The organism is Maridesulfovibrio pacificus (SeqCode), from assembly GCF_048612815.1.
GTDB classification, from domain to species: domain Bacteria; phylum Desulfobacterota; class Desulfovibrionia; order Desulfovibrionales; family Desulfovibrionaceae; genus Maridesulfovibrio; species Maridesulfovibrio pacificus.
Genome location: NZ_JBLZNE010000001.1, coordinates 332,646 through 352,891 on the forward strand (window position 1 = coordinate 332,646; position 20,246 = coordinate 352,891).

A 20,246-nucleotide genomic window follows, 5' to 3' on the forward strand; every position below is an offset into this window, starting at 1 on the left:
GGAATTAAAAAATGGCTACCATTACTATATATGATCAAACTAAAAAGGAAGTCGGGAGCATGGATCTTGCTCCGGAAGTTTTCGAAGTTCCGGTCAAGCCTGAAATCCTGCATCTCGTAGTACGTTCCCAGCTTGCAGCCAAACGCCAGGGTACTCATGCCACTAAAACTCGTGGTATGAAACGCGGCGGTGGTGCAAAGCCCTGGCGCCAGAAAGGCACCGGTCGTGCTCGTGCAGGTTCCACACGTTCACCCCTGTGGCGTGGTGGTGGAACCGTTTTCGGTCCCCAGCCCCGCGACTACTCCTTCAAGGTTAATAAAAAGGTCCGCCGTCTTGCTCTCAAGATGGCTCTCACTTCCAGATTCAGCGAAGAAAAGATGATGGTTGTGAAGAACATCGACCTTCCCGAAATCAAGACTAAGCTCTTCGTAGAAGTAGCTGAAGCTCTCGGTCTCGAAAAAGCCTTGGTCGTTGTTAAGGACGCAGATAACAAACTCCTCCTTTCTGCGAGGAATATCCCCGGCATTAAGCTTATCACTGCCGATCAGCTGAATGTTTACGACATTCTTAAAGCTCGTCAGCTGGTAATGCTTGAGAACGCAGCACAGGATCTGCAGGAGAGGTTAAAATAGTCATGGACTATACTCAGATTCTTATCAAACCGGTAATATCGGAAAAGGCTACTGACATTAAGGAAGCAGCCAATCAGGTTGCCTTCTACGTGCTGCCTTCTGCCAACAAGACTGAAGTCAAAAAAGCAGTTGAATCCGCTTTTGACGTTAAGGTTGATTCCGTACGTATCGTACGTAAAAGACCCGGTCTTCGCAGAAAGTTCGGCCGTGTTGTCGGAAAATTGTCCGGCTACAAGAAAGCTTACGTAAAGCTTTCTGAAGGCGAAAAAATCGAATTCTTCGAAGGAGTTTAAGAGATGGCTACTCGTAAACTGAAGCCGACCTCCCCTGGTCGCCGGTTCCAGACTATCTCCACCTTTGAGGAGATTACTAAGTCTACTCCGGAAAAGTCCCTTACTAAGGGTCTGACCAAGAAGGCCGGTAGAAACAATAACGGCCGGGTTACTTCCCGTCGTCGTGGCGGTGGCGTTAAACGTCTTTACCGTATCATCGACTTCAAACGTAACAAAGTAGAAGTACCCGCAACTGTTGCTTCAATCGAATATGATCCCAACAGATCCGCACGCATCGCTCTGCTGCACTACGCAGACGGTGAAAAGCGCTACATCCTTTGTCCTGTTGGACTGAACAAGGGTGACAAGATTCTCGCTGGTGAGAAAGCCGACATCAAACCCGGTAACGCTCTCCTTCTGAAGAACATTCCTGTTGGTACTATCGTTCACAATATCGAATTGTATCCCGGCAAAGGTGGCCAGTTCTGCCGCGCTGCCGGTACCTACGCACAGCTCATCGCGAAAGAAGGCAAATATGCTCTTCTGCGCATGCCTTCCGGTGAAGTCCGCAAGGTGCTCGCTACCTGCTGCGCAACCGTAGGTCAGGTTGGTAACATCCACCACGAAAACATTACCCTCGGTAAAGCCGGCCGTAACCGTTGGCTGGGTCGCAGACCTAAAGTTCGTGGTGTTGCCATGAACCCGATCGATCACCCCCTCGGTGGTGGTGAAGGTCGCAGTTCCGGTGGTAGACACCCCGTTTCTCCTTGGGGTATGCCTGCTAAGGGATACAAGACCCGCAGTAAGAAGAAACCTTCTTCCAAGCTCATCGTTAAACGCCGCGGGCAGAGGTAGGAGACTGTAATGCCAAGATCACTGAAAAAAGGCCCGTTTATTGACGATCATCTGCTTAAAAAGGTCGTAAAAGCTCAGGAATCAGGTGACCGCAAGGTTATTCAGACCTGGTCCCGTCGCTCCACTATCATTCCTGAAATGGTAGGTTTGACCTTCGCAGTACATAATGGCCGTAAGTTTATTCCTGTATTCGTGACCGAAAACATGGTAGGACACAAGTTGGGCGAATTCTCTCCCACCCGTACCTACTACGGTCATGCTGCAGATAAGAAAAGCAAGGCCAAACGCTAGAAGGTGTTGAGCAATGGAAGCAAGAGCTATTGCAAAATATATGCGCATTTCCGCTAGGAAAGTGCGCTTGGTAGCGGAAAACATCAAGGGAAAGCCTGTTGAGGAAGCCCTCAACATTCTGAAGTTCACTCCCAAAAAGGGTGCTGAAATGCTCAGTAAAGTGCTTTACTCTGCAGTGGCTAACGCCGAGCAGATTCCCGGAGTGGATGTTGACTCTCTCTGTGTAGACATCGTTAAAGTTGACGAAGGTCCTACCTGGAAGAGAATTCAGCCCAGGGCTATGGGTCGTGCGTATCGCATTCGCAAGCGCACCAGCCATATAACCGTCGTAGTTAAAGAAATGTAGGGTAGTGTCATGGGTCAGAAAGTACATCCATACGGCTTCAGACTTGGATACACCAAGAACTGGCTTTCCAGATGGTTCTCCAGTAAGGACTATCCCGCTTTCGTCTACGAAGACGACAGCATTCGTAAATATGTAAAAGAGAAGATCTTCCACGCAGGCGTCTCCAAAATTGAGATCGAGCGTGCTGGCGGCAAAATCCGTCTGATTATCCACACTGCACGTCCCGGTATCATCATCGGTCGTAAAGGTGTTGAGATCGAAAAACTTCGTGAAGACCTTCGTAGAAAATTCAATAAAGAATTCGCTCTTGAAGTTAGCGAAATCCGCCGTCCTGAAACCGACGCGCAGCTCGTTGCTGAGAACATTGCTCAGCAGCTTGAGCGCCGTGTGGCTTTCCGCCGCGCTATGAAGCGCATTGTGGGCCTTGCTCGCAAGTTCGGCGCAGAGGGTATCAAAGTGGCTTGTGCCGGTCGTCTTGCCGGTGCTGAAATCGCACGTACCGAATGGTACCGCGATGGCCGTGTGCCCCTTCAGACTCTCAGAGCTGACATCGACTACGGTGTGGCACGTGCTAACACTACCTACGGTGTCATCGGCATCAAGGTCTGGATCTTCAAAGGTGAAATTCTCGACCACGAGGTGGAACAGTAATGCTATCACCTAAGAAAGTTAAATTCCGTAAGCGTCAGAAAGGTCGCCTGAAAGGTAAAGCTCAGCGCGGTTCTACTATCGCTTTCGGCGATATCGCGATTAAGACTCTGGAACACGGAAAACTTACCAACAACCAGATCGAAGCAGCTCGTGTCGCTATCATGCGTCACATCAAGCGTGGCGGTCAGGTGTGGATCAGGGTTTTCCCTGATATGCCTATCACTGCCAAGCCTGCTGAAGTCAGACAGGGTAAAGGTAAAGGTTCCCCGGTTGGTTGGGTGGCCCCGGTTAAACCCGGTCGCATCCTCTACGAAGTGAAGGGCGTTGATATTGAACTGGCCAGAGAAGCTCTGGTCCGTGCATCTCACAAGCTTCCTGTTAAAACTACCATCGTAGTCAAGGAGGGATTGTAAAATGAAAGCCAAAGAACTTCGTGAACTCGACAACGCTGCTCTGAATGAGAAGCTTGCAGAAGCTCGTCAGGAGCTTTTCAACCTTCGTTTCCAGCATGCTACTGCACAGCTGGAAAACACCCAGAGACTGTCCGATGTCAAAAGAGACATCGCAAAGATCCTCACCGTGCAGCGTGAAAAGGAACTGGGAGCATAAGCCATGGCAGAGCTTAATCTGAAAGGAAACAGGCGCGTGCTGACCGGCGTGGTTGTCTCTGACAAAGCCGACAAGACTATTGTTGTGCGTTGCGAGACCCTCGTTAAGCATTCCCTGTATAAAAAATACATTCGTCGCCACACCAAATTCATGGCACATGATCCGTCCAACGAGTGCGGTATCGGCGATAAGGTACAGATTGTTGAATTCCGCCCCCTTAGCCGGCGCAAAAGGTGGCATCTCGATAAAATTCTGGAAAAAGCAGTTTAGGGGTATTAGCTATGATTCAGGTAGAATCTAAACTTGACGTAGCAGATAACTCTGGTGCCAAAAAAGTATCTTGCATCAAGGTACTTGGTGGCTCCAAGAGACGCTACGCCAGTGTCGGAGACATTATTGTGGTTTCCGTTAAGGAAGCGATGCCCCATTCCAAAGTGAAGAAGGGCGCTGTGATGAAAGCTGTCGTTGTTCGTACCAAGAAAGAAATTGGTCGTCCTGACGGTTCTTACATCAAGTTCGACAATAACTCTGCCGTTCTTCTGAACAACTCCATGGACCCGGTAGGGACCCGTATTTTCGGTCCCGTAGCTAGAGAACTCAGAGGCGCAGGCTTCATGAAGATCGTTTCTCTGGCACCTGAGGTTCTGTAATCCTTATCACAAGAAGGTAAACGGCATGAACAAGATACATGTTGATGACAAAGTAATGGTCATCGCCGGCAAGGATAAGGGGAAGATCGGTAAGGTCCTCAAGATCAACCGCAAGAAGGACACTGTCCTTGTAGAGCAGGTTAATATGGTTTCCAGGCACACCAAGCCGAACCCTTATGCTAACCAGCCCGGCGGTATCGTTGAGAAAGAAGCCCCTGTTCACATCTCCAACATTCAGGTTGTGTGCCCCGCTTGCACAAAAGCAACCCGCGTTGGCGTACGTGAGACCGAAGACGGAAAAAACATCCGTTTTTGTAAAAAATGTAACGAAATCATCGACTAGGGTTTTGCGATGACACGTCTCGAAAAAATATATACGGACAAGGTCGCCCCGGCTCTTAATAAAGAGTTCGGGTACAAGAGCTCGATGGAGATTCCCGGTATTAAGGCAATCTCTCTAAACATCGGACTCGGTGAAGCAAGCCAGAACGCTAAGCTCATCGACGGTGCTGTTGAAGAACTGACCGCTATTGCTGGTCAGCGCGCAGTAGTCACCAGAGCGAAAAAGTCAATTGCAGCTTTTAAGCTGCGCGAAGGAATGCCTGTAGGTTCCCGTGTAACTCTTCGCAGAGATCTCATGTGGGACTTTCTGGATAAGCTGATTAGCTTTGCACTTCCTCGTGTTCGCGACTTTCGCGGTATTCCTGACAAAGGCTTCGATGGACGCGGTAACTTCACCCTCGGAATCAAGGAACTGACTATCTTTCCTGAGATTCAGCTCGATAAAATCGAGATCACCAAAGGGATGAACGTGACTATCGTCACCTCCGCTAAAACTGATAAAGAAGGCAAGATGCTCCTCGAGCTTCTTGGTATGCCCTTCAAGAAATAGGAGGATATCGTTTTGGCCAGGACAGCTTTAAAAGTTAAGGCGAAACGTAAGCCTAAGTTCAAAGTGCGCGAATATAACAGATGCCCCATCTGCGGTCGTCCTCGTGCATTCCTGCGCAAATATGGCATCTGCCGTATCTGCTTCAGGGAAAAGGCCCTTGCGGGTGAACTTCCCGGCGTGCGTAAAGCCAGCTGGTAATATAAGGAGTTTAAAATGCCTGTTGTCGATCCTATCGCCGATATGCTGACCCGCATTCGTAATGCTCACGGTGCTTATCACAAGACCGTGTCCATTCCCGGGTCCAAGATCAAAACAGCTATCGCCGGGATTCTTATGGATGAAGGTTACATCACTGACTTCACTGCTGAAGACAATGAAATTAACGTCACCCTTAAGTATGTTGATGGAAAAGCCCTCATTAGTGGCATGAAGAAAATCAGCACACCCGGTCGTCGCGTGTTTGTAGGCGTTGAAGATATTCCCTCTGTCCTTAATGGACTCGGGATTTGCATACTTTCCACTTCAAAGGGCGTAGTTGACGGCGTTAAAGCTAAAGAGCTTAACGTTGGCGGCGAACTCTTGTGCGAAATCTGGTAGAGAGGTTTTATTATGTCCAGAATTGGAAAAAAACCTATTGATATACCTTCCGGAGTGGAAGTAACTGTTGGTGCAGATTTGGTTTCCGTTAAGGGCCCCAAAGGCACCATCACCACCCCGGTACACCCCATGGTCAGCTTCACTGTTGCTGATAATGCGGTCGAGGTGAAGAGGTCTGGCGATTCCCGTCAGGAACGTGCTCAGCACGGCCTGCACCGTTCTCTGCTTGCCAACTGCATTGAAGGAGTCTCCAAAGGCTTCTCCAAAACATTGGAAGTAGTCGGTGTTGGTTACAAGGTTAACGTGCAGGGTAAGAACATCGTTCTGAACGTTGGTTTCTCCCACCCCGTTAACTATGAACTGCCTGCTGGAATCGAAGCAAGCGCAGAAGGCAACACCAAACTCACCATCAGCGGCGTAGATAAGCAGTTGGTTGGTGAAGTTGCAGCGCAGCTTCGTCGTGTACGTCCGCCTGAGCCTTACAAAGGCAAAGGCATCAAGTACATTGATGAACAGATCAGACGTAAAGCCGGTAAGTCCGGTAAATAGTAGGGTAAAGCCATGAAAATGACTAAAGAACAGGCAAGACAGCGTAAAAAGATCCGCATCCGCAAGAAAATCAGCGGTACTGCAGCTCGCCCGCGTCTTGTTGTATTCCGTTCAAATAAGCACATCTACGCTCAGCTCGTAGATGATCTGATTGGCAAAACCGTGACCGCATCATCTTCCAAAGCGCTCGCTAAAGATGGTGAAGCTCTCAAGCTCACCTGCGAGACTGCAGCTAAAGTCGGTAAAGACATTGCTGCTAAGGCTAAGGAACTGAAGATCGAAACAGTTGTTTTCGACCGCAGCGGTTATATCTATCACGGCAGGGTTAAGGCCCTGGCAGACGGCGCTCGTGAGGGTGGCCTGAAATTCTAAACTTATGGGAATATCCATGGAACAGAATGATCTGGGTCTGATTGAAAAAATCGTTTACCTCAACAGAGTCGCAAAAGTCGTGAAGGGCGGTAGAAGGTTTTCCTTCAGTGCCCTGGTTGTGGTAGGTGACGGTAAAGGTCAGGTCGGTTTCGGACTTGGTAAGGCTAACGAAGTACCTGAAGCTATTCGTAAAGCTTCAGAGAAAGCCCGTAAGGAAATGATCTCCGTACCTCTTCTGGACGGTACTCTTCCTTATGAAGTTCTCGGCCGTTACGGTGCAGGACGCGTAATGCTCAAGCCCGCATCCAAGGGTACCGGTATCATCGCCGGTGGTCCTGTGCGTGCGGTACTTGAAGTTGTAGGCGTACACGATATCCTTACCAAGGCTATCGGCACCAACAACCCGCATAACGTCCTTCGCGCGACTATCGCCGGACTTGCTTCCCTGCGCAGCGCTGATGAAGTTGGTCAGCTCCGCGGGAAGAAAGTTGTGACTCCCAGAAAGTAGGAGGACATAGTTATGCTTAAGGTAAAACTCGTTCGCAGCATGATCGGCTGCAATCCCAAACAGCGTGCTACTATTAAGGCGCTGGGACTGCGTAAGATCAGGCAGGAAAAGAGCTTTGAAGATACTCCCATCGTAAGAGGGATGATCAAAAAAGTTGAGCACCTTGTGGAGGTATCTGAATCATGAGGCTGCACGAAATATATCCGTTCCAAGAGGAACGTAAAAATCGCAAGCGCGTAGGTCGCGGTGGCGGATCCGGCTGGGGGGGAACCTCCGGCAAGGGTCACAAGGGTCAGAACGCCCGCTCCGGCGGCGGTGTCCCCGCCTGGTTTGAAGGTGGTCAGATGCCTCTGGCTCGTCGTCTGCCTAAGCGCGGTTTCAAGAATCCTTTCCGCGAAGAGTACGTAGCTCTCAACGTTGGTTTGATTCTTGGTGCTTTCGAAGGCAAAACTGAAATCTCTCTCGAAGACATTTACGAAAGAGGCCTTTGCAAAAAAGGCGCTCTCGTAAAAGTACTCGGCATGGGTGAAGTAAGTGCTGCTGTTACCATCGAAGCTCACCGCTTCAGCGCATCTGCGACTGAAAAGATCACAAAGGCAGGTGGTACTGCCAAAGCCCTGGAAGGATAAAACGTGGCATTGTCTGGAGTTGATAATCTTTCCCGACTGCCGGAACTGAAGAAAAAGCTCTTCTGGACTTTTCTTCTTCTGGCTGTCTACCGGATCGGGATTCACATCCCGGTCCCGGGCGTAGACAGCTCAGCATTGGCCGATTTCTTTGAGAGTGTTTCCAACACTCTCTTCGGCCTTTTTGACATGTTCTCAGGCGGCGGGTTGCGTAACTTGTCCATATTCGCGTTAGGGATCATGCCCTATATCTCCGCGTCTATTATCGTTCAACTTCTAGGTGTGGTTAGTCCCACCATTAAACGGCTTCAGGAAGAAGGGGCTCAGGGACGCAAGAAGATTACCCAGTACACCAGATACGGCACTGTGCTGATTACATTAGTTCAGGGTTTCGGCATCGCTGTCGGGCTGGAAAGCATGACCAGCCCTACCGGTGCTCCTGTTGTACTGCATGCAGGATGGGCCTTTAGAGGCATCACCATTCTGACTCTGACAGCAGGTACTGTTTTCCTGATGTGGCTCGGTGAGCAAATGACCGAGAAAGGCATCGGTAACGGTATCTCTATGATCATTTTTGCTGGTATTGTTGCAGGCCTTCCGTCTGCTATCTTCAATACTGTCAGACTGATGCAGGCTGGAGAAATTACTCTCTTCCTGCTCTTGTTTGTTATGGCATTTATGGTCGCCATTCTCGCTTTTATCGTATATATGGAGCGTGGACAGCGCAGGATTCCAATACATTATGCCAAGCGCATGATGGGACGTAAAATGATGGGCGGACAGACCACTCATCTGCCCCTGCGAATCAACACTGCCGGTGTTATTCCCCCTATTTTTGCTTCCTCTATCCTGATGTTCCCCGCAACCTTGGCAAGTTTCTCTAATAACGAGATTCTGTCCAAGTTCTCTGCGTACTTTGCTCCATCTTCCATAGTATATAACGTAGTATACATCGCCCTGATCATTTTCTTCTGCTATTTCTACACTGCGATCATGTTTGATCCTAAAGGAATTGCTGAGAATATTCAGAAGCAGGGTGGTTTTATCCCCGGAATTCGTCCCGGTAACAGAACCCGTGAATACATTGACCGCGTTCTGACCAGGATCACTCTCTGGGGTTCTCTGTACGTTGCTGCTATCTGCGTACTGCCTATGATTCTTATCGCTCAGTTCAACGTGCCTTTCTACTTCGGTGGAACCGCACTGCTCATCGTTGTCGGTGTTGCAATGGACTTTATGGGTAAAATTGAATCCTACATGATCTCCCGTCAGTATGAAGGGCTCATGGGTAAGGGCAGCAAAGTTAAGGGCAGGTAATTGCTTTGAAAAAGTACAGAGGTATCTACCTCAAGAATGACAAGGAGATTGGCCTCATGCGTGAGGCCAATCGTCTTGTTTCTTCCATTTTAGATATGCTGGGTGAAGCTATCAAGCCGGGTATCTCTACCATGAGTCTTGAAGATATCGCCTGCAAGGCCTGTGAAGGTTACGGTGTTAAGCCTGCTTTCAAAGGTTACCACGGTTTTCCTTTTGCCCTTTGCTGCTCCGTGAACGAAGAAATTGTTCACGGATTTCCTTCTGAGGATAGAATTCTTGAAGAAGGTGATGTCGTCAGCATTGATATGGGTGTTGTTTATCAGGGCTTTTACGGCGATTCTGCCCGTACTTACCCGGTCGGCGAGATAGCCGATTCTACCCGCAATCTTCTTGATGTAACTCGTGAGTCTCTCATGCGCGGTATCAAACAGGCATTGCCGGGTAACAGTCTTTATGATATTTCCCGGGCAGTTCAGGAATATGCAGAAGGAGCAGGGTTCGGAGTTGTGCGCCGTTTTGTAGGCCACGGCATCGGACGTAACCTTCACGAAAAACCTGAAGTACCCAACTTTGTACCCTCGGGGCTTCCCGGAGTACAACTCAGAACGGGAATGGTAATCGCCATCGAACCGATGGTGACTGAAGGTTCGCATGACATCGAAATTCTCGATGATAAATGGACCGCAGTGACCAAGGACAGGAAGCTGTCCGCCCATTTTGAACACACCGTTGCCATTACAGCGGACGGGCCTCAGATTTTGAGCCTTTCCTAATTTTTTTAAAGTACTCCACAGGGGTTGATTTTTCTGGAATCGTTCTGTAGAGTACACGTCTTGAATTTCGCGGCAACGAAAGACTGGCATGGTATAGTTACCCTTTAGCCGGGTAGCTAAGGCATTAGGCCCACAGTCGGCTAGCTCCCGATTGTTGAAACTGTTTAACTGCATTATTTGGAGACGGTCATGAAAGTAAGACCATCTGTTAAGAAGATTTGTCCCAAATGCAAAGTAATCAGACGCAAGGGTGTTCTGAGGGTTATTTGTGACAACCCCAGACACAAACAGCGTCAAGGATAGAGAGGTATAACTGTGGCTCGTATCGCTGGAGTAGACCTTCCGAAAAATAAGCGTTTGGATATTGCACTGACTTACATCTATGGCGTAGGTCGGACTACCGCTCTCAAGATTCTTGATACTGTTGGTATCGACTGGACACTCAAAACTGATGACCTCAGTGGCGAGCAGGTGAACACCATCCGTAAGGAACTTGAAGACAATTACAAAGTTGAAGGTGACCTTCGCCGCGATCAGATTGCTGACATTAAGCGTCTGATGGATATCGGCAGTTACCGTGGACTGCGTCACCGTCGCGGCCTGCCCGTGCGTGGACAGAGCTCTAAGACCAACGCAAGAACTCGCAAAGGTCCCCGTCGCTCTGTAATGAGCAGGAAGAAGAAATAATATAATCCGCAGTTGTCAGACCATGTAACGGTCCCACGTGCTGCTGATATAAATTCATTCTGGAGAGAATGGTATGGCTAGACCTCGCCGTTCCGGCAAGAAAAAAGAGAAAAAGAATGTTCCCGTGGGCATCGCTCACGTTAAAGCAACATTCAACAATACCATCATCACCTTCACTGACCTGAAGGGTAACGTGATCAGCTGGGCTACTTCCGGTGCCTCCGGTTTCAAGGGATCTAGAAAATCTACTCCCTTTGCTGCACAGGTTGCTGCTGAAACCGCTGCAAGGAAAGCTCAGGATCAGGGTATGCGTACCGTTGGTATTTTCGTCAAAGGCCCCGGCTCCGGTCGTGAAGCAGCAATGCGCGCAATCGGTAACGTCGGGATGAAGGTTAACTTCATTCGCGATATAACACCCATCCCGCACAACGGCTGTCGTCCGCCGAAACGTCGCAGGGTCTAATTTCGAAGGAGTAATAACCTTGGCCAGATATACTAAAGCAAAGTGCAGACTGTGTCGTCGTGAAGGCGAGAAGCTTTTCATTAAAGGCGACCGCTGCTTTACTGATAAGTGCTCTTATGAACGTCGTCCTTATGCTCCCGGTATTGCCGGTCGCATGAGAAAGAAAATGAGCGACTACGCAATTCAGCTTCGTGAGAAGCAGAAAGTGCGTCGCATGTACGGTGTCCTCGAAGGCCAGTTCCGCAGCTACTTCAAGCGCGCGGACGGCATGAAAGGTGTAACCGGTGCGAACCTGCTCATGCTTCTTGAGACCCGCCTTGACAACACTGTTTACCGTCTTGGTTTCGCCAACTCCCGCGCGCAGGCTCGCCAGCTCGTAAAACATGGCATCTTCACCAAAAACGGCAGACGTGTTAATGTTCCTTCCATGCATGTAAAACCCGGTGATGTAATCGAGGTTCGTGAAGAATCCCGTAAAATCCCCGTGATTGCAGAAGCACAGGAAGTTATTGCCCGTCGTGGCTGCCCCGAGTGGCTTGAAGCTGACGGTGCTAATTTCAAAGGTGAAGTTAAAGCGATGCCGACTAGGGAAGATATCCAGTTCCCTATCAACGAACAGCTGATTGTCGAGCTGTACTCCAAATAAGAAGGATTAGTGCATGCTTATTCAAGACGGTGACAAACTCATCAACACCCGCAACTGGGCCGAGCTGGTTAAGCCGGAACAGCTTGTGCGTGACCCCAAGTCTAACGAGCTTTATGGTAAGTTCATTTGTGAACCCCTTGAGCGCGGATTTGGAACAACCATCGGTAACTCTCTCCGCAGAGTACTGCTCTCTTCAATGCAGGGAGCTGCCGCGGTTGCTGTAAAGATCGAAGGAGTTCAGCACGAATTCACCACTATTGAAGGTGTGATGGAAGATGTGACTGAGATTGTTCTGAACATCAAGCAGATCAGATTCGCAATGACTACAGATGAACCCCAGTTTCTTACCCTCAGGGTTAATAAGCAGGGCGTCGTCACCGCAGCTGATATTCAGGAAAACCAGAACGTCAAAGTCCTCAATCCTGAGCAGATTATTGCGACTCTGTCCGAGAAGATGGACATGGAGATGACTTTCGAGATCCGCATGGGTAAAGGTTACGTACCTGCAGACATGCACGAAGGTCTTGTCAATGAAATCGGTCACATCATTCTTGACTCCAGCTTTTCTCCCATCCGTAAGGTTGCTTACAGTGTGGAGCAGGCTCGTGTCGGACAGATGACCAACTACGACAAGCTTATTATCGAAGTTTTCACCGATGGTTCCGTTACCCCTGAGGATGCAATTGCCTACAGTGCAAAGATCCTCAAGGACCAGCTCTCCGTTTTCATCAACTTTGATGAAATGGGATCCGAGCAGGAAGAGTCCAAAGAAAGCGACCTCGATCTCAACCCGAATCTGTTCAAGAGCATCGACGAACTCGAACTCTCCGTTCGTGCTACCAACTGCCTCAAGGCTGCCAACATTCGCATTGTTGGTGAACTTGTGCAGCGCACTGAGCAGACCATGCTTAAAACCAAGAATTTCGGACGTAAGTCTCTCGACGAAATCCGTCGCGTTCTTGACAGCATGGAACTTAAGTTCGGTATGGTCCTCGAGGATTTCGATAAAAAGCATCAGGAATGGCTGAAGAGGAAAGAGAAAAATGAGGCATAAAAAGTCCGGAAGAAAGTTCAACAGAAGTGCTTCCCACAGGAAGGCCATGCTGAGAAACATGGTTCGCTCTCTGCTGACTTATGAACATATCCGTACCACCGAGCCTAAAGCAAAGGAACTGAGAAGCTCTTGCGAAAAGCTGATCACCCTTGCTCTCCGCAACGACCTTCATTCTCGTCGTCTTGCTTACAAGACCCTTGAGAACCACGGTCTTGTTAAAAGGCTTTTCGATGAAATCGGCCCCCGCTACGAAGGCGGCGGCGGTGGTTACACCCGCATCATCAAGCTCGCTGAACCCCGTAAGGGTGACTGCGCTCCCATGTGCATCATCGAGCTGACCAAACGTGCTGAAGCTCCTGCTGAAGAAGCTGCGGCAACCACTGAAGCTCCCGCTGAGGAAGCTCAGGAAGCATAAATCAATGCTTATCCAAAGGGGCGGAAACTTTTCCGCCCCTTTTTTTTATAAATACTTATAGATATTTTCGATACGAGAGATTACATGGACTTACGTCGACTCGAAGCCTTCTGCAAGGTGTATGAATTAAAGAGTTTTTCCAAGGCCGGTAAAGAACTGTTTCTTTCTCAGCCTACTATCAGTGCTCATATTTCCACTTTGGAAGAAGAGCTTGGAGTGCCGCTCTTCGACCGTCTGGGCAGGTCTATTATGGCTACTCAGGCTGGAGAGGTGCTTTATCGCAATGCAAAAGATATTTACAGCCTGATCGGAAAGGCGCAGTCAGAAATCAACATCCTGCGTGATAAAGTTGTCGGTGATTTGGAAATCGGCGGTAGTACCATTCCTTCTCACTATCTTTTGCCTGAAATTCTGTATAATTATTGCAAAAAATATCCTGACGTGAGTGTGCATCTCTCTGTAGGTGACACAGCTGAAATACTTGAAAAGGTCCGTTCCGGTGAGTTGATCATCGGTGTTGTCGGGGCCACTGCAGATGTTCCAAATATCGAGTTTGTTCCCATTATGCGCGATGAGCTTGTTATAGTCGCTCCTCCGGTATTGGTCCGCAACTATGATGTCATTGACGACATTCAGCATCTCGCTGAACTTCCTTGGGTCATGCGTGAGGGTGGGTCTGGAACACGTAAAGCGCTAGAGGCCGGTTTATCTGAAATGGGCACCAGTGTCCGTGAACTCAATGTTACTGTCTGGGTTGAATCTACTCAAGCTGTTGTGCAGTGCGTAAGGGCCGGACTCGGTGTCAGTGTTACCTCTCGCCTTGCAGCACAACCGCTTATTGATTCCGGTGAACTTGTCCATATCAGCGATCTGCCGCTTAATCTTGACAGAAGTTTTTACCTTGCTCACCTCCAGGGAAGGGAGTTTTTCCCTGCGGTTCGCTACTTCATTGAGCATGTTAAGGAATTATCCAAATAGTATTGGAAAATCAAAAAGGCCGGATATGCATGAAGCATATCCGGCCTTTTTTGTGATCTTAGGTCTTAAATATCGAGAAATTCGAGGTCTGGAATATGGTCGATCTGTCCGGTCTTTAGCAAATATTTTGAAAAAACTTTCAGTCCTTCAATTTCTGTTTTGCCTAGATCGTAGACTAGACCGTCATAATAGGAGCGGCTTTCTTCGAGATTGAGCATGGTCTTATCAGCGGTCATTTCGCAGATCTTTTCAATATTAGCTTGACCCCATTCTTTAGCACGAATCAAATCGCGCACAGCCTGCTTTACGTCTTCTCGGTGAGCTGCATCGCGACGTACAGTCCAGATGCCGAAGATAAAAGGGAGTCCGGTCCATCTTATCCACTCTTCACCCAGATCAAATATGTACGGATACTCTGCATGCTTGCGCAGGTTCAGGGCTTCATCACCAATACACAGGATTGCCTCAGGCTTTTCCCCTGATTCAAGTCTTTCTGTTGCGTTACCTGTTTCGTAAGTAGCATTAAGAGGAATGTACTCTGAAAGCAGGATTTTCAGCAGGGCAGCCGAAGTGTGGGTCTGAGCACTGACCAGCACATTGCAGCCCTTGAGTTGCTCAAGAGGCTTGCGGCTGATCATGATTACAGATTGAACCGGCCCACGGCTGCCGATAGCCAGGTCGGGAAGCAACAAGTATTGTTCAGCATGGCGCAGGTATTCGATACTAGAGTTGGATGCGATATGCATCAATCCCTCAGACATCATTTTGTTCAGCTGTGCCGGAGGACCGTATACAAATTCAAAGTCGTTAGCGATCAAACCTGATTCTAGAGGATAATAGATCGGCAGAACGTTTAAATAAGAAATACGTCCGACTTTAACCTTATCCATTAGCATTCTCCGCGAGGGTGTAATCCATAAGCCGTTGTTTTGGCTTGAATCCGGCTTTTTTGATCAGGTTATGGATTTCTGCTTCGGAGAGCCTGAAGCTTACGCCTGCGGCTTTTACAACGTTTTCTTCAATCATGGTAGATCCGAAGTCATTTCCGCCGTAGAAAAGAGCTAACTGCGAAATTTTCGGACCCATGGTAACCCACGAGACCTGCACGTTGTCGAAGTTGTCGAGCACAATGCGTGAAACTGCGAGCATGCGCAGATATTCAACGCTGGTCATTTTTCGTGCATTGGGAATATTGGTGTTGTCCGGCTGGAAAGTCCAAGGAATGAAAGCAGTGAATCCACCGGTGCGATCCTGAACTTCTCGCAGGGCAAAAAGATGCTTGATACGATCCACAGGCTGTTCTTCATGGCCGAACATCATGGTAGCGGTGGTGCGCAGGCCCAGATTGTGGGCTGTTTCCATCACTTCGAGCCATTTGGAAGCATTGCATTTATTGGGCGCAATCCTGCTGCGGACTTCATCCACCAGAATTTCAGCCCCGCCACCGGGGATTGAAGCCAGTCCGGCCTTAATAAGTCTTTGCAGAACTTCTTTGATGGAAATACCGTTCAGTTCACTCCAGTAGACAACTTCCGGCGGAGAGAAAGCATGGATATGAACCGGATAATTCTCTTTAATAAAGGTGAGCATCTCTTCATAAAAAGAGAGCGGCAGATCCGGGTGGTGTCCGCCCTGCATGAGAATCTGGGTTCCACCAAGGTCGATAGTCTCCTGAATCTTCTGTCCAAGTTCTTCCCTGCTGATTACGAAGCCACCGTCTTTACCCGGTGCAACATAAAAAGCGCAGAAACGGCAGCCGCAATCACAAATATTGGAGTAGTTGATATTGCGGTCGATCACATAAGTAACGTTCGGCTCAGGGTGTTTTTTCATCCTGATGGAATGGGCAAGACTACCTAAGTCAAAAAGATCAGCCTTCTCCATCAAGATAACGGCTTCATCAAAATCTATACGTTCCCCGGCTTCTACTTTTTTGCCGATTTCCAGAACTTCAGCGGGGCTTTGAGTTAAATTTGTCATATTCTTAAACCTCATTAAAAGCCGCATCGCGTTCAACAGGTGTGAACCCGCAACCGACAATCATTTCTTCGAGTTCTGTACGGCTTAAGCCCTGTTCAGACTCGGCTCCGGCCATGTGCCCGATCTTTTCCTCGACGACAGTACCATCGAAATCATCCGCGCCGAAATGGAGTGCTGCCTGAGCCTGCTTAACTCCGAGCATCACCCAATAGGCTTTGATATGCGGGATGTTGTCGAGCATGAGACGGCTGACTGCAATATTACGCAGTTCATCAACGCCGGTTAGCGGATTATCGATTTTGAGCTTGCTGTTCTCGGTCAGGAAGGGGAGAGGGATCAGGCAATTGAACCCGCCGGAGATATCCTGCTGACGGCGTAACTGGTCCAGATGGTCGACGCGGTCAGCATAGGACTCCACATGACCATAGAGCATGGTGCAGTTTGTAGTATAGCCGAGTTCATGGGCTTCACCGTGGATACGCAGCCATTCCTTGCCGGGAAGTTTTTCAGGGCAGATCTTGGCGCGAACCTCGGGATTGAAAATTTCAGCACCGCCGCCGGTAAGCATCTCGGAGCCGGCAGCTTTAAGCCGTTTAAGAACGTCAACGGTGGAGATTCCTTCTGCACTGGCAAGATGGTCGATTTCTACAGCTGTGAATGCTTTGATCACTGCCTGCGGAAGAAGTTTCTTGATTTCGACGAATGTTTCTTCGAAGAACGAAAGCGGAATATCGTGATGGCATCCGCCGACTACGTGAACTTCACGGGGCGGTATTGGTGCCTTTTCAAGCTTTTCGAGAATATCTTCCCGGCTGAGTTTGAAAGAACCGTCCTCTTCCGGTTTACGGGCATAAGCGCAGAACAGGCAGCCATTCACACAGATGTTTGTGTAATTGATGTGGCGGTTAATTACGTAAAAAGTTTTATTGCCGTGCAGCTGGCGTCTGCGGATGGAGGCCAGTGCTCCCAGCGCATTGAGATCAGGACAGTTGAAAAGAGTCAGTCCGTCATCGGTGGAAATCCTTTCTCCGGCAAGCACTTTGTCGAGGATCGAGCCGAGTCCGGCGTTTTGGAAGTAATTTTTTGAGATCATTTATATTCACCTTTGTTCAGCCGTAAATAAAAGTCGCTTCCAGCCATGTCAACACTGGATTTCCGGCTCTTAAAAATATAAAACCTTGTTCATGAGCAAAATATTGAAATTGGGCTATTCGCCCTGTCCGAACGATACATTTATTTTTCATGCCCTCGCCAGCGGGGCAGTCAGCATAGACCCTTTCAAATTGGACGTCACCCTCGCTGATGTAGAGGAACTCAATTCCATGGCCCGGTCAGGAAAAATGGATATCTGTAAGGTTTCCGTCCATGCCGCCGCACACATTATGGATGATTATGTCCTGCTGCGTGCCGGAGGAGCTATGGGCCGCGGTGTCGGGCCGTTGCTGCTCACCGGAGCACCTTGCACCATAGCGGACCTTGATGGCAAGCGTATTGCCATACCGGGGCGCAATACCACTGCAAATCTGCTTTTCAGCCTCATGCGCCGCGAAGCAGGAATCAAGGTGGACTTGGTGGAGATGGTTTTCGATCAGGTCATGCCTGCCATCAAAAACGGTGAAGTTGATGCAGGGGTGGTCATTCACGAAGGCCGTTTCACCTACGAAGCTCTGGGGTTATCCAAACTTGCTGACCTCGGCCAGTGGTGGGAGGATTTTTCAGGTCTGCCAATCCCGCTCGGCTCCATTGCGATCAAGCGTTCACTGGGTGCTGAAACAGCATCTCTTATTAATGCTGCTATCCGTAAATCTTTGACCCTTTCCTATGTGGATGAAGACGCAGCGTGGCCCTATATTAAAGAGCATGCACAGGAAATGGATGATGAGGTCATTCATCAGCACATCAAGACTTTCGTGACTGATTATTCCGATGATGTAGGTCAGGAAGGCGAGCAGGCTGTAGCGAGACTGCTGCAGGAAGCTGCGAGAATGGATGGTATTGAATTGCCGGATCAGCCTATTTTTATTGAAGTGTAAGATTCTACAAAATACCAAACTTAACTCGCAATATCTTCCGAGATATTGCGAGTTTTGTTTTTGAAAGAAGTCTTAGTAGGTTATTTGTTAAGCCTATGAAATTCTTTTCTTCCCCAGTCGTCGAAGGCAAATTATTTGTCGGGGGCCATGGCTTTGGTCAACCGTATGAGCACTGCCAGTCCTCTTTTGGCGTCTTCGTCCCCCAATGAACGTAGCAGATCTGTGAAACCGAGTGCCTGCACATCACAATCTCCGACTTTGCAAGGTATAGAAGCCATGTGTTCGATGAAGCGCGTGGCCTCGGGACTGCCCAATTTCTGCACCGCGCCGAGCATGTTGATCATGGTCTCTGTCATATCTTCCAATTCTTCCTTGGAATATGTTTCAGCTATTTTTTCAAGCGAACCGATCCCGATCCGTAAAAGGTCGAACACTCCTTTGCGCTCGAGTTCATCAAGGCGGGCGATGTAGTAGGGCACGGTTATTTTCATGAGTGGTTCTGCCGTGTCTACAAGATCGATGGCGTTCTTGAGCTGGTTGAGAGCATAGTTCAGGTTCTTGACGTTACGCAGCATGTTCTTACCCAGACCGGTTAAGTCTGAAAGTTGGAAATCGCTGTCTATTTCAGCCAGCTCGAGGATCACGTGACGGACCATCTCATTTATGCGCGGCGTCAATTCCTCTTTTAATTCATTCATGGATTGTGCAGATTTTGCCATAGGGGTCATAAGGGCCTCAAGGCGGTCCAACCGTTCAAGGATTTCGTCTTCCTTTTTCATAAACTAACCCTCCGCTTCCTGCTCAATATAGCGGCGCACCTTGCCTGCCAGATTCATTTCAGGTTCAAGAGGAAGCTCATGGCCTTTCATCATCAGATTCCAATAGACCCAGCGGAACATCATCTTGCCCCAATAGTTGCCCAGTGATTCCTTTAGCAGGTCAAATGGCCCCATGCCGGGGAAGGGGAACATGCCGGGGAGCGGTTCTACCTTGTAGTTGAAATCGAGCAATACGGCTTTATCAAACCCTGAGGCCAGAAAGCAGGTGGCGTGTCCGTCAAAAGTAGGTTTGGGGTCGTAGCCGTCGATTTCGCGGATGATATTGTTGACTACGGTAGTGGATTGGTAGTGGGCGGTAGAGCCTGCTTTGGAGGCAGGAACATTAGTGGCGTCGCCGATGACAAATATCCGGTCCATGCCTTCCGCTTTCAGGGTATAGTTGTCGGTCTGCATGAATCCCATTGGATCGCCCATCTTAGAGTCTGTGATACATTTGTCTCCCAGGTTAGGTGGAATGGAAACCAGCAGGTCATAATCGACTTTTTTGCCATCAGCAGACTCTATAAGCCGTTCCTTGGCATTTACATTATCCAATGCAAACTGGGTGGTGACTTTAATGTTTTTCTTTTCAGCCAGAGCAGAGAGAGCCTTAGTGGCAACCGGTTTGGTGAAAACGCCGTCCAGAGGTGTAACCAGTTCGATTTCTACTTTATCTCGTACTCCATTTACAGTGAAAAACCAGTCTGCGAGAAATACAAATTCAAGAGGAGCAACGGGACATTTGTATGGCACATCTGCAATGTTGAGCACTATCTTGCCGGATGAAAAATATTTGAGTTCCTTGTGCAGGGCCTGAGCTCCGCCCAGCGAATAAAAATCAAATATGGATTTGCGCCAGCCTTCCATCATGCCGTCTACTTCTGCGGGATCAATGCGCGCCCCGGAAGCGACTACAAGCCAATCATAGTAGTAGCTGCCTTTAAGTGTTTCAACTTTACGGTTATCCGTGTCGATTCTTATGACTGTGTCGAGAATGAATTCAACGCCATCAGGGATGAATTCCCGTTTGGGTTTAAGAACGTCTTTTTTGGTGTATATTCCAAAAGGGATGAATAGATATCCGGGCTGGTAATGATGTTTCTCGTCCCGGTCAATGATGGTAATTTCGAACTCTTCTTCGTCAAGTTCTTTGCGTAACAGGTTGGCAACCATGGTTCCGCCGGCCCCGGCACCGATAATTACGATCTTTCGCATAGCATATCCCTCAATGT

At 48.8% G+C, this 20,246-nt stretch carries 34 protein-coding genes; 29 read left to right on the top strand and 5 right to left on the bottom strand.

Annotated elements, in window-relative coordinates; all coding sequences use genetic code 11:
- Nucleotides 1-11: 11 nt before the first annotated feature.
- The 28 genes from rplD to ACNI23_RS01800 all read left to right on the top strand — a co-directional run bounded on the left by rplD (nucleotide 12) and on the right by ACNI23_RS01800 (nucleotide 14,183).
- Nucleotides 12-632: a 50S ribosomal protein L4 gene (gene rplD / locus ACNI23_RS01665; RefSeq protein WP_420246357.1), complete on the top strand. Its 621-nt coding sequence runs from the start codon at nucleotides 12-14 to the stop codon at nucleotides 630-632.
- A gap of 2 nt (nucleotides 633-634) precedes the next feature.
- Nucleotides 635-925, top strand: coding sequence for a 50S ribosomal protein L23 (rplW, locus tag ACNI23_RS01670; RefSeq protein WP_015851069.1), 291 nt, complete (start codon nucleotides 635-637; stop codon nucleotides 923-925).
- Between the two features lie 3 nt (nucleotides 926-928).
- Nucleotides 929-1,759: a 50S ribosomal protein L2 gene (gene rplB, locus ACNI23_RS01675; RefSeq protein WP_015851070.1), complete on the top strand. Its 831-nt coding sequence runs from the start codon at nucleotides 929-931 to the stop codon at nucleotides 1,757-1,759.
- A 9-nt stretch (nucleotides 1,760-1,768) separates the two neighbouring features.
- Nucleotides 1,769-2,050: a 30S ribosomal protein S19 gene (gene rpsS / locus ACNI23_RS01680; RefSeq protein WP_015851071.1), complete on the top strand. Its 282-nt coding sequence runs from the start codon at nucleotides 1,769-1,771 to the stop codon at nucleotides 2,048-2,050.
- A 13-nt stretch (nucleotides 2,051-2,063) separates the two neighbouring features.
- Nucleotides 2,064-2,396, top strand: a complete 333-nt coding sequence (gene rplV / locus ACNI23_RS01685) for a 50S ribosomal protein L22 (RefSeq protein ID WP_319761386.1) — start codon at nucleotides 2,064-2,066, stop codon at nucleotides 2,394-2,396.
- A 9-nt stretch (nucleotides 2,397-2,405) separates the two neighbouring features.
- The gene (gene rpsC / locus ACNI23_RS01690; protein WP_015851073.1) at nucleotides 2,406-3,047 is read left to right on the top strand and encodes a 30S ribosomal protein S3; all 642 of its coding nucleotides are present in this window, start codon (nucleotides 2,406-2,408) and stop codon (nucleotides 3,045-3,047) included.
- On the top strand, nucleotides 3,047-3,460 hold the full coding sequence (gene rplP, locus ACNI23_RS01695) for a 50S ribosomal protein L16 (protein ID WP_420246358.1): 414 nt from the start codon (nucleotides 3,047-3,049) through the stop codon (nucleotides 3,458-3,460). Before rpsC ends, rplP begins: the two co-directional genes overlap by 1 nt.
- A 1-nt stretch (nucleotide 3,461) precedes the next feature.
- Complete coding sequence (gene rpmC / locus ACNI23_RS01700) at nucleotides 3,462-3,656, top strand: 50S ribosomal protein L29 (protein WP_420246359.1); 195 nt, start codon at nucleotides 3,462-3,464, stop codon at nucleotides 3,654-3,656.
- 3 nt (nucleotides 3,657-3,659) lie between these two features.
- Nucleotides 3,660-3,926 (top strand): 30S ribosomal protein S17, encoded by a 267-nt coding sequence (gene rpsQ / locus ACNI23_RS01705; protein ID WP_015851076.1) that lies wholly within the window; start codon nucleotides 3,660-3,662, stop codon nucleotides 3,924-3,926.
- Nucleotides 3,927-3,937: 11 nt separating this feature from the next.
- On the top strand, nucleotides 3,938-4,306 hold the full coding sequence (gene rplN, locus ACNI23_RS01710) for a 50S ribosomal protein L14 (RefSeq protein ID WP_015851077.1): 369 nt from the start codon (nucleotides 3,938-3,940) through the stop codon (nucleotides 4,304-4,306).
- A gap of 25 nt (nucleotides 4,307-4,331) precedes the next feature.
- Nucleotides 4,332-4,649 (top strand): 50S ribosomal protein L24, encoded by a 318-nt coding sequence (gene rplX / locus ACNI23_RS01715; protein ID WP_015851078.1) that lies wholly within the window; start codon nucleotides 4,332-4,334, stop codon nucleotides 4,647-4,649.
- Between the two features lie 9 nt (nucleotides 4,650-4,658).
- Nucleotides 4,659-5,198, top strand: coding sequence for a 50S ribosomal protein L5 (rplE, locus tag ACNI23_RS01720; protein ID WP_015851079.1), 540 nt, complete (start codon nucleotides 4,659-4,661; stop codon nucleotides 5,196-5,198).
- 12 nt (nucleotides 5,199-5,210) lie between these two features.
- Nucleotides 5,211-5,396: a type Z 30S ribosomal protein S14 gene (locus ACNI23_RS01725; protein ID WP_015337847.1), complete on the top strand. Its 186-nt coding sequence runs from the start codon at nucleotides 5,211-5,213 to the stop codon at nucleotides 5,394-5,396.
- A gap of 15 nt (nucleotides 5,397-5,411) precedes the next feature.
- The gene (gene rpsH, locus ACNI23_RS01730) at nucleotides 5,412-5,795 is read left to right on the top strand and encodes a 30S ribosomal protein S8 (protein WP_420246360.1); all 384 of its coding nucleotides are present in this window, start codon (nucleotides 5,412-5,414) and stop codon (nucleotides 5,793-5,795) included.
- A gap of 12 nt (nucleotides 5,796-5,807) precedes the next feature.
- On the top strand, nucleotides 5,808-6,344 hold the full coding sequence (rplF, locus tag ACNI23_RS01735) for a 50S ribosomal protein L6 (protein ID WP_420246361.1): 537 nt from the start codon (nucleotides 5,808-5,810) through the stop codon (nucleotides 6,342-6,344).
- Nucleotides 6,345-6,356: 12 nt separating this feature from the next.
- Entirely contained in the window at nucleotides 6,357-6,716 is a 360-nt protein-coding gene (rplR, locus tag ACNI23_RS01740) for a 50S ribosomal protein L18 (RefSeq protein ID WP_015851082.1), read from the top strand.
- 16 nt (nucleotides 6,717-6,732) lie between these two features.
- On the top strand, nucleotides 6,733-7,224 hold the full coding sequence (rpsE, locus tag ACNI23_RS01745) for a 30S ribosomal protein S5 (protein WP_015851083.1): 492 nt from the start codon (nucleotides 6,733-6,735) through the stop codon (nucleotides 7,222-7,224).
- A gap of 12 nt (nucleotides 7,225-7,236) precedes the next feature.
- The gene (gene rpmD, locus ACNI23_RS01750; RefSeq protein WP_015851084.1) at nucleotides 7,237-7,410 is read left to right on the top strand and encodes a 50S ribosomal protein L30; all 174 of its coding nucleotides are present in this window, start codon (nucleotides 7,237-7,239) and stop codon (nucleotides 7,408-7,410) included.
- On the top strand, nucleotides 7,407-7,853 hold the full coding sequence (rplO, locus tag ACNI23_RS01755) for a 50S ribosomal protein L15 (RefSeq protein ID WP_420246362.1): 447 nt from the start codon (nucleotides 7,407-7,409) through the stop codon (nucleotides 7,851-7,853). Before rpmD ends, rplO begins: the two co-directional genes overlap by 4 nt.
- A gap of 3 nt (nucleotides 7,854-7,856) precedes the next feature.
- Nucleotides 7,857-9,167 carry a preprotein translocase subunit SecY gene (gene secY, locus ACNI23_RS01760; protein ID WP_015851086.1) on the top strand — a complete coding sequence of 437 codons (1,311 nt, stop codon included), beginning with the start codon at nucleotides 7,857-7,859 and terminating at the stop codon, nucleotides 9,165-9,167.
- A 5-nt stretch (nucleotides 9,168-9,172) separates the two neighbouring features.
- On the top strand, nucleotides 9,173-9,940 hold the full coding sequence (gene map / locus ACNI23_RS01765; RefSeq protein ID WP_420246363.1) for a type I methionyl aminopeptidase: 768 nt from the start codon (nucleotides 9,173-9,175) through the stop codon (nucleotides 9,938-9,940).
- A 189-nt stretch (nucleotides 9,941-10,129) separates the two neighbouring features.
- Nucleotides 10,130-10,243 carry a 50S ribosomal protein L36 gene (rpmJ, locus tag ACNI23_RS01770; protein WP_015851088.1) on the top strand — a complete coding sequence of 38 codons (114 nt, stop codon included), beginning with the start codon at nucleotides 10,130-10,132 and terminating at the stop codon, nucleotides 10,241-10,243.
- 12 nt (nucleotides 10,244-10,255) lie between these two features.
- Nucleotides 10,256-10,627 carry a 30S ribosomal protein S13 gene (rpsM, locus tag ACNI23_RS01775; RefSeq protein ID WP_420246364.1) on the top strand — a complete coding sequence of 124 codons (372 nt, stop codon included), beginning with the start codon at nucleotides 10,256-10,258 and terminating at the stop codon, nucleotides 10,625-10,627.
- A gap of 73 nt (nucleotides 10,628-10,700) precedes the next feature.
- Complete coding sequence (gene rpsK / locus ACNI23_RS01780) at nucleotides 10,701-11,090, top strand: 30S ribosomal protein S11 (RefSeq protein ID WP_015851090.1); 390 nt, start codon at nucleotides 10,701-10,703, stop codon at nucleotides 11,088-11,090.
- A gap of 19 nt (nucleotides 11,091-11,109) precedes the next feature.
- Entirely contained in the window at nucleotides 11,110-11,736 is a 627-nt protein-coding gene (rpsD, locus tag ACNI23_RS01785) for a 30S ribosomal protein S4 (RefSeq protein ID WP_015851091.1), read from the top strand.
- Between the two features lie 13 nt (nucleotides 11,737-11,749).
- Entirely contained in the window at nucleotides 11,750-12,790 is a 1,041-nt protein-coding gene (locus ACNI23_RS01790; RefSeq protein ID WP_015851092.1) for a DNA-directed RNA polymerase subunit alpha, read from the top strand.
- A complete protein-coding gene (gene rplQ, locus ACNI23_RS01795) occupies nucleotides 12,780-13,205 on the top strand; it encodes a 50S ribosomal protein L17 (protein WP_015851093.1) in 426 nt (141 codons plus the stop codon). The genes ACNI23_RS01790 and rplQ overlap by 11 nt, the downstream gene beginning before the upstream one ends.
- 84 nt (nucleotides 13,206-13,289) lie before the next feature.
- Entirely contained in the window at nucleotides 13,290-14,183 is an 894-nt protein-coding gene (locus ACNI23_RS01800; RefSeq protein WP_420246365.1) for a selenium metabolism-associated LysR family transcriptional regulator, read from the top strand.
- A 65-nt stretch (nucleotides 14,184-14,248) separates the two neighbouring features.
- Here ACNI23_RS01800 and ACNI23_RS01805 read toward each other — a convergent pair whose 3' ends face one another.
- Genes ACNI23_RS01805 through mqnE form a run of 3 tightly spaced genes read right to left on the bottom strand, consistent with a single transcriptional unit; the run spans nucleotide 14,249 to nucleotide 17,256 of the window.
- Nucleotides 14,249-15,073 (bottom strand): menaquinone biosynthesis protein, encoded by an 825-nt coding sequence (locus ACNI23_RS01805; RefSeq protein ID WP_420246366.1) that lies wholly within the window; start codon nucleotides 15,071-15,073, stop codon nucleotides 14,249-14,251.
- On the bottom strand, nucleotides 15,066-16,163 hold the full coding sequence (gene mqnC, locus ACNI23_RS01810; protein WP_420246367.1) for a cyclic dehypoxanthinyl futalosine synthase: 1,098 nt from the start codon (nucleotides 16,161-16,163) through the stop codon (nucleotides 15,066-15,068). The genes ACNI23_RS01805 and mqnC overlap by 8 nt, the downstream gene beginning before the upstream one ends.
- A gap of 4 nt (nucleotides 16,164-16,167) precedes the next feature.
- A complete protein-coding gene (gene mqnE / locus ACNI23_RS01815) occupies nucleotides 16,168-17,256 on the bottom strand; it encodes an aminofutalosine synthase MqnE (RefSeq protein ID WP_420246368.1) in 1,089 nt (362 codons plus the stop codon).
- Between the two features lie 91 nt (nucleotides 17,257-17,347).
- Here mqnE and ACNI23_RS01820 point away from each other — a divergent pair, with 91 nt between their 5' ends.
- Nucleotides 17,348-18,196, top strand: coding sequence for a 1,4-dihydroxy-6-naphtoate synthase (locus ACNI23_RS01820; protein ID WP_420246369.1), 849 nt, complete (start codon nucleotides 17,348-17,350; stop codon nucleotides 18,194-18,196).
- Nucleotides 18,197-18,327: 131 nt separating this feature from the next.
- On the opposite strand, the gene ACNI23_RS01825 is transcribed toward ACNI23_RS01820, so the two are convergent.
- Both ACNI23_RS01825 and sqr read right to left on the bottom strand, forming a co-directional pair.
- Nucleotides 18,328-18,975, bottom strand: coding sequence for a DUF1641 domain-containing protein (locus ACNI23_RS01825; protein ID WP_420246370.1), 648 nt, complete (start codon nucleotides 18,973-18,975; stop codon nucleotides 18,328-18,330).
- A gap of 3 nt (nucleotides 18,976-18,978) precedes the next feature.
- Nucleotides 18,979-20,229 (bottom strand): type III sulfide quinone reductase, selenoprotein subtype, encoded by a 1,251-nt coding sequence (gene sqr, locus ACNI23_RS01830; RefSeq protein WP_420246371.1) that lies wholly within the window; start codon nucleotides 20,227-20,229, stop codon nucleotides 18,979-18,981.
- Nucleotides 20,230-20,246 lie beyond the last annotated feature (17 nt).